Annotated in this window: 15 protein-coding genes; 12 read left to right on the top strand and 3 right to left on the bottom strand. The window is 72.3% G+C overall.

Translation table 11 applies throughout. From position 1 onward, the window contains the following. The first annotated feature begins 289 nt into the window (after positions 1-289). The gene (locus OHA81_RS24770; RefSeq protein WP_329202531.1) at positions 290-1267 is read left to right on the top strand and encodes a helix-turn-helix domain-containing protein; all 978 of its coding nucleotides are present in this window, start codon (positions 290-292) and stop codon (positions 1265-1267) included. On the opposite strand, the gene OHA81_RS24765 is transcribed toward OHA81_RS24770, so the two are convergent. After that, entirely contained in the window at positions 1264-2247 is a 984-nt protein-coding gene (locus OHA81_RS24765) for an IS481 family transposase (RefSeq protein ID WP_329192635.1), read from the bottom strand. The two genes, OHA81_RS24770 and OHA81_RS24765, sit on opposite strands and share 4 nt — an antisense overlap. Positions 2248-2485: 238 nt before the next feature. Here OHA81_RS24765 and OHA81_RS24760 point away from each other — a divergent pair, with 238 nt between their 5' ends. Then, positions 2486-2875 (top strand): PPOX class F420-dependent oxidoreductase, encoded by a 390-nt coding sequence (locus OHA81_RS24760; RefSeq protein WP_329199330.1) that lies wholly within the window; start codon positions 2486-2488, stop codon positions 2873-2875. Positions 2876-2992: 117 nt separating this feature from the next. On the opposite strand, the gene rsgA is transcribed toward OHA81_RS24760, so the two are convergent. Together rsgA and OHA81_RS24750 are read right to left on the bottom strand one after the other, a co-directional pair. Further along, entirely contained in the window at positions 2993-4093 is a 1101-nt protein-coding gene (gene rsgA, locus OHA81_RS24755) for a ribosome small subunit-dependent GTPase A (protein ID WP_329199329.1), read from the bottom strand. Between the two features lie 343 nt (positions 4094-4436). Further along, positions 4437-5561 (bottom strand): YihY/virulence factor BrkB family protein, encoded by a 1125-nt coding sequence (locus OHA81_RS24750; protein ID WP_329199328.1) that lies wholly within the window; start codon positions 5559-5561, stop codon positions 4437-4439. A gap of 17 nt (positions 5562-5578) precedes the next feature. Here OHA81_RS24750 and OHA81_RS24745 point away from each other — a divergent pair, with 17 nt between their 5' ends. The 10 genes from OHA81_RS24745 (at position 5579) to cysD (ending at position 14820) form a co-directional block, all read left to right on the top strand. Further along, positions 5579-7222: an acyl-CoA dehydrogenase family protein gene (locus tag OHA81_RS24745; protein ID WP_329199327.1), complete on the top strand. Its 1644-nt coding sequence runs from the start codon at positions 5579-5581 to the stop codon at positions 7220-7222. Positions 7223-7613: 391 nt separating this feature from the next. Continuing rightward, positions 7614-8888 carry a GAF domain-containing protein gene (locus tag OHA81_RS24740; protein ID WP_329202529.1) on the top strand — a complete coding sequence of 425 codons (1275 nt, stop codon included), beginning with the start codon at positions 7614-7616 and terminating at the stop codon, positions 8886-8888. A 13-nt stretch (positions 8889-8901) separates the two neighbouring features. Continuing rightward, positions 8902-9465, top strand: a complete 564-nt coding sequence (locus OHA81_RS24735) for a GNAT family N-acetyltransferase (RefSeq protein WP_329199325.1) — start codon at positions 8902-8904, stop codon at positions 9463-9465. Positions 9466-9559: 94 nt separating this feature from the next. Continuing rightward, positions 9560-10267, top strand: a complete 708-nt coding sequence (locus tag OHA81_RS24730) for a hypothetical protein (protein ID WP_329199323.1) — start codon at positions 9560-9562, stop codon at positions 10265-10267. A gap of 132 nt (positions 10268-10399) precedes the next feature. After that, positions 10400-10483, top strand: a complete 84-nt coding sequence (locus OHA81_RS24725; RefSeq protein WP_312847410.1) for a putative leader peptide — start codon at positions 10400-10402, stop codon at positions 10481-10483. A gap of 222 nt (positions 10484-10705) precedes the next feature. Beyond that, positions 10706-12418 (top strand): nitrite/sulfite reductase, encoded by a 1713-nt coding sequence (locus OHA81_RS24720; protein WP_329199321.1) that lies wholly within the window; start codon positions 10706-10708, stop codon positions 12416-12418. After that, positions 12415-12594 (top strand): hypothetical protein, encoded by a 180-nt coding sequence (locus tag OHA81_RS24715; RefSeq protein ID WP_329199319.1) that lies wholly within the window; start codon positions 12415-12417, stop codon positions 12592-12594. The genes OHA81_RS24720 and OHA81_RS24715 overlap by 4 nt, the downstream gene beginning before the upstream one ends. After that, the gene (locus OHA81_RS24710; RefSeq protein ID WP_329199317.1) at positions 12591-13307 is read left to right on the top strand and encodes a phosphoadenylyl-sulfate reductase; all 717 of its coding nucleotides are present in this window, start codon (positions 12591-12593) and stop codon (positions 13305-13307) included. The genes OHA81_RS24715 and OHA81_RS24710 overlap by 4 nt, the downstream gene beginning before the upstream one ends. A gap of 35 nt (positions 13308-13342) precedes the next feature. Further along, a complete protein-coding gene (cysC, locus tag OHA81_RS24705; protein ID WP_329202528.1) occupies positions 13343-13888 on the top strand; it encodes an adenylyl-sulfate kinase in 546 nt (181 codons plus the stop codon). After that, entirely contained in the window at positions 13885-14820 is a 936-nt protein-coding gene (gene cysD, locus OHA81_RS24700; protein WP_329199315.1) for a sulfate adenylyltransferase subunit CysD, read from the top strand. The genes cysC and cysD overlap by 4 nt, the downstream gene beginning before the upstream one ends. The last annotated feature ends 2 nt before the right edge of the window (positions 14821-14822 follow it).

Here is a 14822-nt window from a genome sequence, read left to right as displayed (position 1 = left end):
AGAGGCCCACCGGGCCGCCGCCCGGTGGGCCCCTCGCGTTCCCGTCGTACGGACCGGCGAATTCCGTCGTTCCGTTCGACCGTCCGGGGGTGCGGGCGCCGCCGCGACCGTGGTTCCGCCCCGGTGTCGGCGGCGGGCTCCCGCTCGGCGTGGGCTCGTGGCCTGCGGATGTTCTACTTCGGTGCCCTCACCTTGGCAGAGGGCCCGGGGATGCGGCGATGATGTCGGCGGCGGGTTCGCGCCGTGGCCGCTTCCCGCCAGGAACGGTACGAAGGGGTGGGTGGACGGGTTGCTGGGTGCGATAGGCCTGGACGAGGGCCAGGAGTCGGCGTACCGCGCGCTGGTGGCGCTGGGCGCGGCGGAGGTGCCCGATCTCGCGCACCGCCTGTCGCTGCCCGTGCGGCAGACCGAGGGGGCGCTGCGGCACCTGGAACGCCACGGCCTGGCGGCGCAGTCCTCGGCCCGTCCGGGGCGTTGGGTGGCGGCCCCTCCCGGGGTGGCGCTGGGCGCGCTGCTGACCCGGCAGCGGCACGAGTTGGAGCGGGCGGAGCTGGCGGCGACGGTGCTGGCGCAGGAGTACCGGGCGGAGGCCGCCGAGCCGTCGGTGCACGACCTGGTGGAGGTGGTGACGGGCGCGAGCGCGGTCGCCCACCGCTTCGTGCAGCTCCAGCTGGGGGCGGTGGAAGAGGTGTGCGCGTTGGTCGACAGCCGCCCGGAGGTGGTGACGGGCGCGGAGAACGAGGCGGAGGAGCGGGCCGTCGTCCGGGGCGTCGCCTACCGGGTCGTCATCGAGCGGGAGGTGCTGACCCGGCCGACGGGGATCCGCGAGGCGACGACGGCGCTGGCGCGCGGCGAGCACGTCCGGGTGACGGCGAAGGTGCCGACGAAACTGCTGATCGCGGACCGGAGTCTGGCGATGGTGCCGCTGACGGCGCCGGGCGCGGAGCCGACGGCGCTGGTGGTGCACGCGTCGGGGCTGCTGGAGTCCTTGTCGGGCCTGTTCGAGGCGGTGTGGCGGGAGTCCCTGCCGCTGCGGCTGGGCGCGACGGGCTCGGCGGAGCAGTCCCTGGACACCCCGGACGCCACCGACCTGGAGATCCTGAGCCTGCTGCTGGCGGGGATGACGGACGCGAGCGTGGCGAAGCACCTGGAACTGGGACTGCGCACGGTGCAGCGCCGGGTCAAGGGGCTGATGGAACTGGCCGGGGTCACGACACGGCTGCAGCTCGGTTGGTACGCGTACGAGCGGGGCTGGGTGCCCCGCTAGGTGTATTGACCCGCAGCGTTGTTCACTCGGCTGATGGGCGGCTTGCCGTCCAGTGCGGTGTGGCAGCGGTGGTGGTTGTAGGTGTGGAGGAAGTCTGCCAGGGCCGCTGTCCGCTCGTTGTTCGATTGGTAGGGCCGTAGGTAGGCCCATTCGTCGAGGAGGGTGCGGTTGAAGCGTTCGACTTTGCCGTTGGTCTGCGGCCGGTAGGGCCTGGTCTTCTTGTGGGTGATGCCGGCCGCGGCCAGGGTCTGGGTGAACTGCTTGGACTTGTAGCAGGAGCCGTTGTCGGTCAGGACGCGTTCAACGGTGATCCCGTGGGCGGTGAAGAACGCCTGGGCTCGCTGCCAGAAGGCGACGGCCGTCTGCTTGCGTTCGTCGGTGAGGACCTCGCTGTAGGCCAGGCGGGAGTGGTCGTCGACGGCGGAGTGGATGTAGCTGTAGCCGATGACCGGCGTGGAGCTTTTGCGCTGGTCGGTGGTGGCTTGGCGGTTGCGGTCGCCTGCCGCCCGGCCCACCACGCGCCATCCGCCGCCTTCGGGGATGTTCCCGAGCTTCTTGATGTCGACGTGGACCAGTTCGCCCGGTCGGGCCCGTTCGTAGCGGCGGATCGGCTGGCCGGTGGGCCGGTCCAGCCAGGCCAGCCGGTTCAGGCCGTGGCGGGCCAGGATCCGGTGGACGGTGGAGGCGGGCAGGCCCAGGACCGGGCCGATGCGGGCCGGCCCGAGCTTGCGGCTTCGGCGCAGGTCACAGACGCGGGCCTCGATCGTCGCGGGGGTGCGGTGCGGGGTCGTACGCGGCCTGCTGGAACGGTCGTGCAGGCCGCCCTCGCCTTCGGCCCGCCAGCGGCGGACCCATTTGTGGGCGGTGGGCCGGGATATGCCCATCTCGGCGGCCACGTGGGCGACCGGCCGCCCGGCCAGAACCCGCTCGACCAGGATCCGCCTGCCGTGAACCGTCAGCCGGGCATTACGGTGGGACACGAAGACCTCCGTGTGTGGTGTGGAGCCTAGACACCTCCACCACACCGGAGGTCTTCGCCATGATCAAGACCCGGCTCTGTTAACAACGCTCGTGATCAATACAGCTAGGCCGTCTCTTCCGGGGTCCTGGCCGGTGTGGGCCGGGGTGCTGTGGTGGGCGTGGGTCATCGGGACGCAGAGGGGTGAGACCTGGCCGCGGCACGGTGCGGGGACCCTGCCGGGGTGCGAGGCTGCCGGTATGACGACGGGGTTCAAGGGTTTCAGCGAGGCGGAACTGGCGTACCTGCGCTCCCAGCGCCTGGGCAGGCTGGCGACGGTGGACCCGGACGGGCAACCGCAGGCCAACCCGGTGGGGTTCTTCCCGCAGGAGGACGGCACGGTCCTCGTCGGCGGATCGGCGATGGGCAAGACGAAGAAGTGGCGCAACCTCAAGGCGAACCCGCGGCTGTCGCTGGTCGTCGACGACCTGGTGAGCACGCGCCCGTGGCGCGTGCGCGGCATCGAGATCCGCGGCCGCGCCACCTTGGAGGTCGGCACCCACGCCCTGGGCCCCCATTTCAGCCCCGAGGTCGTCCGGATCCACCCGGACCGCGTCTTCACCTGGGGACTGGACGACGCCGAGGCCTGAGCCGCGGGGTCCCGGAGCGGCCCGGCGGCGCCGGGGCGTCGTCGTGGAGGACGGCCCGACCGGTTCGGGCCGGTGCGGGCCGGGGCGGCGTCGTCGGCCGCCCCGGCCCGCTGACGGTCAGACCCGGCCGCCCCGCTTCGCGGAGTAGTTGGCCCGGCCCTGGGCCGTCTTCATCCGCCAGTCCCGCCGGAGTTCCGACCGGAGCCTCGCGTCCGTCTTGGCGACGATCCGCTGGTTCTCGCGCAGCAGCTTGCGGTAGCTCTCCAGCCGCCGCTCCGCCAGCGCCCCGGACTCCACCGCCGCCAGTACCGCGCACCCCGGCTCCGCGACGTGCGCGCAGTCGTGGAAACGGCAGTCGGCGGCGTAGTCCTCGATCTCCGAGAACACCTGCCCGACCCCCGACTCGGCGTCCCACAGCCCGACGCCCCGCAGCCCCGGGGTGTCGATCAGCACGCCGCCGCCGGGCAGCGCCAGCAGGTTGCGGGTCGTGGTGGTGTGGCGGCCCTTGCCGTCGACATCCCGGGCCTCCTGCACCTCCATCACCTCGGCGCCGAGCAGCGCGTTGGCCAGGGTGGACTTCCCGGCCCCGGAGACGCCCAGCAACACGCTCGTGCCGCCGGACACCACCGCTGACAGGACGTCCGTGCCCTCCCCCGTCAGGGAGGACACCGTCAGCACCTGCACGCCCGGGGCGGTGGTTTCCACGTCCTGCACCAGGTGGGCGAGCACCACCGGGTCGGGTACCAGGTCCGCCTTGGTCAGGACGACCAGCGGTTGCGCCCCCGACTCCCAGGCGAGCGCCAGGAAGCGCTCGATCCGGCCCAGGTCGAGCTCCACCGCGAGCGAGACGGCGATGACGGCGTGGTCGACGTTCGCGGCGAGGATCTGCCCCTCGGAGCGCTGCGAGGAGGTGGACCGTACGAAGGCGGTCCGGCGCGGCAGGTACGCCTTCACGTAGCGGGGGTTGCCGGCCGGCTCGACGGCGGCCCAGTCACCCGTACAGATGACCCGCAGCGGGTCGTGGGGGGTGACGAAAGCGGTGTCGGCGCGGACGGTGCCGTCCGCGGTCATGACGTCGCACTGTCCCCGGTCGACGCGTACGACCCGGCCGGGCAGCAGGCCCTGGGCCTCGTACGGGGCGAATTCGGCCGCCCACGCGTCGTCCCAGCCGAGGGCGGTGAGGGCGTGCGCGCGGGAGTGGGAAACGGAAGAAGACAAGGGGAACCCTTCACAGGGTGGCCCCGGCAGCGCGCGCTCGGCGGCGCGCGAAGAGGTGTGGGGTCAGCCGGAGGCCACGGAGGTGGCATTGACGGTCTTGCGAATGCGGGCAGCGCCCCGCGTCACGACAGTCATCAATGGACTCACCTCCGGGTCATGCACGAACTGGCCGTTCCCCGACCGGCACAACGGGTGGCGGCGGCCGGGAACGGGCTCACCGTAACAACGCCGCCGCGGCCGACGCCAACGCTTTTTCCGGCCCGTTCAAAAGGGCGGCGGCCTCACTGCTCCGGCAGGCGGACTCCCTGCTCGCACAGCGGAGCCACTGCTCGCGCAGGCGGAGTCAGTGCTTGCGCAGCCGCGCGGAATAGTCGTCCGGCGGCAGGAAGTTCGACCAGCGTTCGGGGAACTCCGAGGGCATTCCGGCGTCCTCGTCGTCCTCGGACTCCCCCTCGGCCAATGCCCGCCAAGCCGCCGCACGCGCGATCAGCTGGGCGGCCTCCGCCTCCCGCACCCGCTCGTTCGCCTCGCGCGCCGCCGCCGTCGCCAACGAGGGCCAGACCCGGTCGATGGCGGCGTTGACGGCGGCGCCGACGAGCACGGCGAACGCCGAGACGCCGATCCACAGCAGCACGGCCACGGGCGCGGCCAGGGACCCGTAGATCGTCGGCCCCTCGACGGTGTTGGTCAGGTAGATCCGCAGCAGGAACGAGCCGAGCACCCACATGGCCAGGGCCACGAGCGCGCCCGGCACGTCCTCGATCCACGGGGACCGGACCGGGACGGAGACGTGGTAGAGCGTCGTCAGGAAGACGATCGAGAGCAGCGTGACGGTCGGCCAGTACAGCACGGCGATCACTTCCGTGCTCCAGGGCACCCACCGCACCACGGCGTCGGGGCCGGCGACCATCAGGGGCAGGACGATCGCGCCGACCACGAGGGCGACCACGTACAGCAGGAACGCCAGCAGCCGGGTCTTGACGATGCCGCGCTGCCCGTCGAGGCCGTACATCACCGTGATGGTGTCGATGAAGACGTTGACTGCCCGCGATCCCGACCACAGGGCGAAGGCGAAGCCGATCGAGATGAGGTCGGGGCGGCCTCCCCGGGTCACGTCGTCCAGCATCGGTCTCGCGATCTCGTTGACGCCCCGGTCGGACAGGACGGTGCCGACCGCCCGCAGGATGTTCTCCTCGATGCTGGCGACGAACGTGCCGCCCGTCCAGCCGTCCACGTACCCGAGGAGACCGAGGAGGCCGACGAAGAGCGGCGGGAGCGAGAGGAGGGTGAAGAAGGCCGCTTCGGCGGCCAGACCGAGGATGCGGTACTCCACGCACGAGTTGACGGTGTCCTTGAGCAGCAGCCAGCCCATCTTGCGCTTGGACACGTTGCGGTAGAGCGCGCGGGCCCGGTGGAGCCGTCCCGGCCGCCCTGGGATCCGCTCGGGTGTTTCTTTTGCTGGCTGCACGTCCTTACGGTATCCGCATGGCAGCCACCACCCACACAGTGACCAATCAGGCTCCGCCCCTCGTGGGCTACGACGCGTACGCCGGCGACCGGGCCCTGTCCGAGGGCGTCGAGCGCCACCTGGCCGACGCGCCCCCCGCGCTCCTGGCGGAGGTACGGGAGGAGCTCACCTCCCTGGGTCGTGCGACCGGCTCGGAGCAGGCGCAGCTCTGGGGAGTGCAGGCGAACGCGAACCCGCCCGTGCTGCGCACGCACGACCGTTACGGGAACCGGATCGACGAGGTCGAGTTCCACCCGGCGTGGCACCGGCTGCTGGGGCACGCGGTGACCTCCGGGCTGACCGACGCGTGGGGCCGCCCGGCCGGGCACCTGCGCCGCGCGGCGGGGTTCTTCCTGTGGTCGCAGGCCGAGTCGGGGCACGGCTGCCCGGTCTCGATGACGCACGCGGCGGTGCCGGCGCTGCGAACCGACCCGGATCTGGCCGCCGAGTGGGAGCCGCGGCTGACCTCACACGTGTACGAGGAGGGTTTGCGGCCGCCCGGGGAGAAGGCCGGCGTCCTGTTCGGCATGGGCATGACGGAGAAGCAGGGCGGCAGCGACGTACGGGCGAACACGACGGTCGCCAAACCGCTGGACGCGTCCGGCGAGTACGTGCTCACGGGGCACAAGTGGTTCTGCTCCGCGCCGATGTCCGACGGCTTCCTGGTGCTGGCGCAGGCCCCCGGCGGGCTGAGCTGCTTCCTGGTGCCGCGCGTGCTGGCGGACGGCACCCGCAACGCCTTCGCGATCCAGCGGCTCAAGGACAAGCTGGGCAACAAGTCGAACGCTTCGAGCGAGGTGGAGTTCGACGGGACGTGGGGGCAGCGCGTCGGCGAGGAGGGCCGGGGCGTGCGGACCATCATCGAGATGGTCGCGGCGACCCGGCTGGACTGCGTGATCGGTTCGGCCTCCCTGATGCGCCAGGCGCTGACGCAGGCCGTCCATCACGCGGAGCACCGCTCCGCTTTCGGGGCGCGGCTCATCGAGCAGCCGCTGATGCGCAACGTGCTGGCCGACCTGGCCCTGGAGTCGGAGGCCGCGACGGTGCTGACGCTGCGCCTGGCGGCCGCGTACGACGCCGGTACGGAGCAGGAACGGGCGTTCCTGCGCCTCGCGGTGCCGGCGGCCAAGTACTGGGTGACCAAGCGGTGCACGCCGATGGTGGCGGAGGCCCTGGAGTGCCTGGGCGGCAACGGCTACGTGGAGGAGTCGGGGCTGCCGCGCCTGCTGCGCGAGTCCCCGCTCAACTCGATCTGGGAGGGGTCCGGCAACGTCCAGGCCCTGGACGTGCTGCGCGCCCTCCAGAGGGAGCCGCAGGCGCTGAACGCGTTCCTCCAGGAGGTGGGGCTGGCCCGGGGCGCCGATCACCGGCTGGATGCGGCCGTCAAGGACCTGCTCACGGACCTCGCGGACCTGGAGGGCATCGAAGCGCGTGCCCGGCGGGTGGTGGAGCGGATGGCGCTGGTGCTGCAGGGGTCGCTGCTGGTGCGGTGGGCCCCGGCGGAGGTGGCGGACGCGTTCTGCGCCTCGCGCCTCGGCGGTGACTGGGGGGCGGCCTTCGGGACGCTGCCGCACAGCCTGGGCCTGGGAGCGGTGGTGGAACGGGCCCGGATCGCCGGCTGAGAGCGGGCGGTGCACTGCCCGGATCGCCGGCCGGTGCCGGCGGGTGGTGCACGGGCCCGGATCGCTGGCCGGGAGCGGTCCCCAAACCGTTCCGCGCCGGGATCCGTGCCCGCTGACCCGAGACCGGGGGCGGCGCCGCGCCGACTCGGCGCCGCCCCTGGTCCGAGAAGCCCCGAGGAAGGAGCTGTCACGCCGCTCGGCGGCGTGCCGATAGTTTCGGTCGGGCGACCGGAGGTTGGCGAGGGTTGCATACCGTTGCAACCCTTCGCCTCCGGAACCAGTCGAACCAGTAACCGGTCGAACGAGTCACGCAGTCAGCTCCTTGACTGTCCACGGGGAGGTTCCGGTGGCCGACACCGCCAGCACGGTCGATGTGGCGCGCATCTCCGCCATGGACGCGCGGGAGGCGGCGCGTCTGCTCAAGGGCGTACGGGCGGCCGCGCTGGCCGGTGACCGCCTGCCGGCCGCCCCGCGCCCGGAGATCGCCGAATCCTGGCGGCGGATGATGGCCGGCGGGGTGCACCCGGACCGCGACGCGCGCTCGCGGCTGCTGTCGGCCGCCGAGACCGAGGAACGCCGGCAGGTCTCGCCGCTGCGGGAGATCCTCCCGGTGCTGCGCGAGGGCCTGTTGCCCGCGCTGGACGAGGCCCTGCACATCATGGTCGTCGCCGACGCGGACGGGCGGCTGCTGTGGCGGGAGGGGCACTCCTCGATCCTGCGCCGGGCCGACCGGCTGGGCTTCGCGGTGGGCGCCGACTGGGCGGAGGCGGTGGTCGGCACCAACGGGGTCGGCACCTCCCTGGTGACCCGCAGGCCGGTCCAGGTGTTCTCGGCGGAGCACTTCGTCTCCAGCCACCACGACTGGACCTGCGCCGGGGCCCCCGTCCGCGACCCCAGGGACGGCCGGCTGCTGGGGGTGGTCGACGTCAGCGGACCGCTGGCCACCATGCACCCGGCGACGCTGGCCTGGGTGACCTCGGTGGCCCGGCTCGCGGAGCGCGAGCTGCGGATCCGGCACCTGGAGTCCCTGGAGCGGCTGCGGACGGTCGCCGCGCCGCTGCTGGCGCGGCTGCCGGGGCGGGCGGTGGCCGTCGACCCCCAGGGCTGGACGGCCGCCACGACGGGGCTGGCCCCGGCGGACCGGATCCCGCTGCCGAAGGGGTTCGGGCCGGGGCGCGTGTGGGTGCCGCAGCTGGGTCACTGCGCGGTGGAGCCGCTGCCGGGCGGCTGGCTGCTGCGGATCGAGGAGTCGCGTGCCGGCAGCGGCGCCGCGAGCCGGGTGGTCCTGGACCTGAGCCGGGCCGGGTCGTGGTCGGCGACCGTCTACGGCGCCGCCGGCAGCTGGTCGCTGGAGCTGAGCCCGCGCCACGCGGAGCTGCTGTTCCTGCTGGCGGAGAGCCCGCGGGGGCGCTCGGCGGCCGAGCTGGCCGCCGAGCTGTTCGGTGACCCGAGCCGGACGGTGACCGTCCGCGCGGAGATGTCCCGGGTTCGCCGCAACCTCGCCGGGGTGCTGACGCACCGGCCGTACCGCTTCGCGCAGGACGTGGAGGTGGAGCTGATCCGTCCGGCGGTCGCCGCGCAGCTGCTGCCCCATTCCACGGCGCCCGCGGTGGTGCGGGCCCGCCTGGGCGGGACGGGTGACTGGGGGCCCCGGGAGGTCATGTGATTCCCTGACCGGCATGAGCACCATCACGCTGACCACCTGGTCCCTGGAAATGACCTCGCCGCAAGACCTCGTACCGGCGGCCGTCCCCGGCCCGGAGATCACGATCGCCCGGGCGGAGGTCCCCTCGCCCGAGTTCAGCCGGTTCCTGTACGCCTCGGTGGGCGGCGACATCCACTGGACGGACCGGCTGTCGCTGACCCGCGCCGAGTGGGCGGAGCAGCTGGGGCGGCCGGGCGTGGAGACGTGGGTGGCGTACGACCGCGGTACGCCGGCGGGCTACGTCGAACTCGAACCGCAGCCCGGCGGTGACGTGGAGATCGTCTACTTCGGTCTCCTGCCGGACTTCCGCGGCCGCCGCATCGGGGGCCACCTGCTGACCGTCGGCACGGCCCGCGCGTGGGACCTCGCGCAGCGGTGGCCCGGCCTGGCGCCCACGCGCCGCGTGTGGCTGCACACCTGCAGCCAGGACGGCCCGACGGCGATGGACAACTACCTGCGCCGGGGCTTCAAGGTGTTCAGGACCGAGACGGAGGAGAAGCAGCCGACCCCGACCCCGGGTCCCTGGCCGGGGGCGTAGCCCTGACCCGGGGTACGCGCGACTCGGCGTGGCGCCACGGCGGCGGTCCCCGTGCGGGCGCATGCTGGACCTCCGTCGAACGTAGGCGAGGGTCATGAGTGCCGCACGTCCACCAGAACCGGCCGACGAGGACGGCGAGCCCTCCGGGGGTGCTCAACGGCATCCCTCCGACCCCGGCCGCCGACGCGGGTTGCTGGCCCGCATGTACAGCTGGCAGGGCCTGCTGGGCACCCTGATCACCGCCGTGGCCGCGGTCGTCGTGGCGCTCATCGCCCGGACACCAGGGGAGCCGCACCCCGCACCCACCCCTTCTCCGGCCAGCGTCTCACCGACCACCCGTCCTCCGGTGACAGGGCCCGTGGTGGGCATCCATCTGACCCGGGAGCACGACGATCCCGCCGCGCCGGCGCCGGCCGTGCTCGTCGACTTCGAGGGAACGGTGACCGGGCTCGATGACGGTTCGACGGTCTTCGCGTTGGTCCGACGGCCCGATGAGCGTTCGAGCTGGCCGGCCGCCCTCGCCGAGGTCGACCGGCGCAACGGCACGTGGAAGGCCGTGGTCCACGTGCCGCGCCCGCAGCCCCCGCTGGTCATGACGGCCGGGGTGATCTCCAGCGATTTCGGCGCCGCGCAGCCACCGGGCGTCGTCAAGCCCCCCTACGTACCCGCCCCGTCCCCCGGGGGCCCAGAGCTTGAGAGACTGCGGGAGGACGGGCCCGCGGCGGCGGGTGTCGAGACTTCGGCGCCCTTCCGGTCCGTCGCGCCCGAAACGCCCCGGCCGGCGGTTTCGGCGTCGCGCTGACCGGAAACGGACGCCGGGGTTCCGGATCCGGTCGACGTGATCCACATCACGCTGTTCCACAATTCGAGACCACATCGTCCGAATCCTGGACACTAGTGGACTCCTCCAATCGGCCCGTGCCACGCTTCCGCCATGAATGGAGCTGGAATTGCCTTGGTGAGTCGGCGGCACGTCGACCTCGGCCGCATGTCCAGCGCCATCTGTCCGGCGCGCTGACCGAACCAGCAACCGCCGCACATCGCCGCCGTCCCCGCTGCCGCGGACGCGTCGACCCCGAGGCCGTACGGCCTCCGCCAGCCCCCTGACGGCTGAAATCCGCCCTGCCCGCCGACACAACCGGCCACGGCGCGGCCATCAGCCACACCCGCTCAGCGTGCAGGGGTCACGCCGCCGCTCCCCCTGCCCCTGCCTTGAGCCGCCGAAGAAGGACGTACCGCCATGGCCGCCACCCCCGAAACGCCCGCAGCCGCCGCGCCCGCGGCCGCAGCCGCGCGCCGCAAGAGCGGCCGTCACCGCGGTGAGGGCCAGTGGGCCGTCGGACACCACACCCCCCTCAACGGCAACGAGCAGTTCAAAAAGGACGACGACGGTCTCAACGTGCGGACACGCATCGAGACGATCTACTCCAAGACCGGCTTCGACTCCATCGACCCCAACGACCTGCGCGGCCGGATGCGCTGGTGGGGCCTCTACACCCAGCGCAAGCCCGGGATCGACGGCGGCAAGACCGCGATCCTGGAGCCGGAGGAGCTGGACGACAAGTACTTCATGCTGCGCGTCCGCATCGACGGCGGGCGGCTGACCACCGGGCAGCTGCGCGTCATCGGCGAGATCTCCGAGGAGTTCGCCCGCGGCACCGCCGATCTCACGGACCGGCAGAACGTGCAGTACCACTGGATCCGGATCGAGGACGTCCCGGAGATCTGGCGCCGTCTGGAGGCCGTGGGCCTCTCGACCACCGAGGCCTGCGGTGACACCCCCCGCGTCATCCTCGGCTCGCCCGTCGCCGGCATCGCCGAGGACGAGATCATCGACGGCACGCCCGCCATCGACGAGATCCAGCGCCGCATCGTGGGCAACCCGGCCTTCTCGAACCTGCCCCGCAAGTTCAAGTCCGCGGTCTCCGGCTCTCCGCTGCTCGATGTGGCGCACGAGATCAACGACGTCGCGTTCGTCGGCGTGAACCACCCCGAGCACGGCCCCGGCTTCGACGTGTGGGTCGGCGGCGGCCTCTCCACCAACCCCAAGCTCGGCGTGCGCCTGGGCACCTGGGTCTCGCTGGACGAGGTCCCGGACGTCTACGAGGGCGTCATCTCGGTGTTCCGCGACTACGGCTACCGCCGCCTGCGCACCCGCGCCCGCTTGAAGTTCCTCGTCGCCGACTGGGGCGCGGCCAAGTTCCGCCAGGTGCTGGAGGACGAGTACCTCAAGCGGCAGCTCACCGACGGCCCGGCACCCGAGCAGCCCTCCGGCCAGTGGCGCGACCACGTCGGCGTGCACCGGCAGCAGGACGGCCGGTTCTACGTGGGCTTCGCCCCCCGGGTCGGCCGCGTCGACGGCGCCACCCTGACCAAGATCGCGGACGTGGCCGAGCAGCACGGCTCCGGCCGCCTGCGCACCACCGCCGAGCAGAAGATGATCGTGCTGGACATCGACGAGGACCGGGTCGACTCCGTGGTCGAGGCCCTGGAGGCGCTGGACCTGCGGGTCAAGCCGTCCCCGTTCCGCCGCGGCACGATGGCCTGCACCGGCATCGAGTTCTGCAAGCTGGCCATCGTCGAGACCAAGGCGCGCGGCGCCTCGCTCATCGACGAGCTCGAACGCCGGCTGCCGGACTTCGCCGAGCCGCTGACCATCAACATCAACGGCTGCCCGAACGCGTGCGCGCGTATCCAGGTGGCGGACATCGGTCTCAAGGGGCAGCTGGTCCTCGACGAGAACGGCAACCAGGTCGAGGGCTACCAGGTCCACCTCGGCGGCGCGCTCGGCCTGGAGGCCGGCTTCGGCCGCAAGGTCCGCGGCCTCAAGGTCACCTCGGCGGGCCTGCCGGACTACGTGGAGCGGGTCGTCACGCGCTTCCAGGAGCAGCGCGAGGACGGCGAGCGCTTCGCCGCCTGGGTCGGCCGCGCGAGCGACGAGAGCCTGTCATGAGCGAGCGCGCCGCACCGTTCTACTGCCCGTACTGCGGCGACGAGGACCTGTTCCCCCACGAGGCGGGTCACGGCGCCTGGGAATGCAGGGCCTGCAACCGGGCCTTCCAGCTGAGGTACCTCGGGCTGCTCGCCCGGGGTGTTCAGTCCGACGGGCCCGGAGGGGAAGCGATATGACGACGACTCGGGAAACGGCGACGCAGGACGCCGGGGACCTCAGGGCACTGGCCGAGCAGGCGGGCCGCGACCTCGAGGACGCCTCGGCGCTGGAGATCCTCACCTGGGCCGCCGAGACCTTCGGGAAGAAGTTCGCCGTCACCTCCTCGATGGAGGACGCGGTCGTCGCCCACCTGGCGTCCCGCGCCTTCCCCGGCGTGGACGTGGTCTTCCTCGACACCGGCTACCACTTCGAGGAGACCATCGGCACCCGCGACGCGGTCGAGGCCGTGATGGACGTCAACGTCATCACCCTCACCCCGCGCCAGAGCGTCGCCGAGCAGGACGCCCAGTACGGCCCGAAGCTGCACGACCGGGACCCGGACCTGTGCTGCGCGCTGCGCAAGGTCAAGCCGCTGGAAGAGGGCTTGAGCGCGTACCAGGCGTGGGCGACGGGCCTGCGCCGCGACGAGTCCCCGACCCGGGCGAACACCCCCGTGGTCGGCTGGGACGAGAAGCGGCAGAAGGTCAAGATCTCGCCGATCGCCCGCTGGACGCAGGACGACGTGGACGCGTACGTCGCGGAGCACGGCGTACTGACCAACCCGCTGCTGATGGACGGCTACGCCTCGGTCGGCTGCGCCCCCTGCACCCGCCGCGTGGCGGAGGGCGAGGACGCACGAGCCGGCCGCTGGGCCGGGCGGGCCAAGACCGAGTGCGGACTGCACGGCTGATGACCGACATCGAAGAACCGACGGAGACGAGAACGATGAGCGTGAGCGACCAGGGCGCCACCGTGTGGCTGACCGGGCTGCCGAGCGCGGGCAAGACCACCATCGCGTACGCGCTGGCCGAGCGGCTGCGGGCCGAGGGCCACCGCGTGGAGGTCCTCGACGGCGACGAGATCCGCGAGTTCCTCTCCGCCGGCCTGGGTTTCAGCCGGGAGGACCGGCACACGAACGTGCAGCGGATCGGTTTCGTCGCCGAACTGCTCGCCAGCAACGGCGTCAAGGCGCTGGTGCCGGTGATCGCGCCGTTCGCCGACAGCCGGGAGGCCGTCGCGAAGCGGCACGCCGCCGCGGGCACCGCCTACCTGGAGGTCCACGTGGCCACCCCGGTCGAGGTCTGCTCCGAGCGGGATGTGAAGGGCCTGTACGCCAAGCAGGCGGCGGGCGAGATCTCCGGTCTGACCGGGGTCGACGACCCGTACGAGGCTCCGGACTCCCCGGACCTGCGGATCGAGTCGCACACGCAGTCCGTGCAGGAGTCGGCTTCGGCCCTGTACGCGCTGCTCACCGAGAGGGGTCTGGCATGACGACCGTCGCCCACCTGCACGAGGGGACCGACGCTCCCTACGCGCTGTCGCACCTGGACGCCCTCGAATCGGAGGCCGTGCACATCTTCCGCGAGGTGGCGGGCGAGTTCGAGAAGCCGGTGATCCTCTTCTCCGGCGGCAAGGACTCCATCGTCATGCTGCACCTGGCGCTCAAGGCGTTCGCGCCCGCGCCGGTGCCGTTCACGCTGCTGCACGTCGACACGGGCCACAACTTCCCCGAGGTGCTGGAGTACCGGGACCGCACGGTCGAGAAGCACGGCCTGCGCCTGCACGTGGCCTCCGTCCAGGAGTACATCGACGCCGGCAAGCTGCGCGAGCGCCCGGACGGCACCCGCAACCCGCTCCAGACCGTTCCGCTGACCGAGGCGATCCAGCAGCTGGGGTTCGACGCCGTCTTCGGCGGCGGCCGCCGCGACGAGGAGAAGGCCCGCGCCAAGGAGCGCGTCTTCTCCCTGCGCGACGAGTTCTCCCAGTGGGACCCGCGCCGCCAGCGCCCCGAGCTGTGGCAGCTCTACAACGGCCGCCACGCACCGGGCGAGCACGTGCGCGTGTTCCCGCTGTCGAACTGGACCGAGCTGGACGTGTGGCAGTACATCGCCCGCGAGGGCATCGAGCTGCCGCAGATCTACTTCGCCCACGAGCGCGAGGTGTTCAAGCGGAGCGGCATGTGGCTGACGGCCGGCGAATGGGGCGGCCCCAAGGAGGGCGAGACGACGGAGAAGCGTCTCATCCGCTACCGCACCGTCGGTGACATGTCCTGCACCGGTGCCGTCGACTCCGACGCCACCACGCTGGACGCCGTGATCACCGAAATCGCCGCCTCCCGCCTCACCGAACGGGGCGCGACCCGCGCCGACGACAAGATGTCCGAGGCCGCGATGGAAGACCGCAAGCGCGAAGGGTACTTCTAGAA

The sequence above is a fragment of the Streptomyces sp. NBC_00667 genome, assembly GCF_036226825.1.
In the GTDB taxonomy this organism is placed as follows: domain Bacteria; phylum Actinomycetota; class Actinomycetes; order Streptomycetales; family Streptomycetaceae; genus Streptomyces.
The sequence above is the reverse complement of the archived record's forward strand: the minus strand, read 5'-3'. Positions and strand labels throughout refer to the sequence as shown.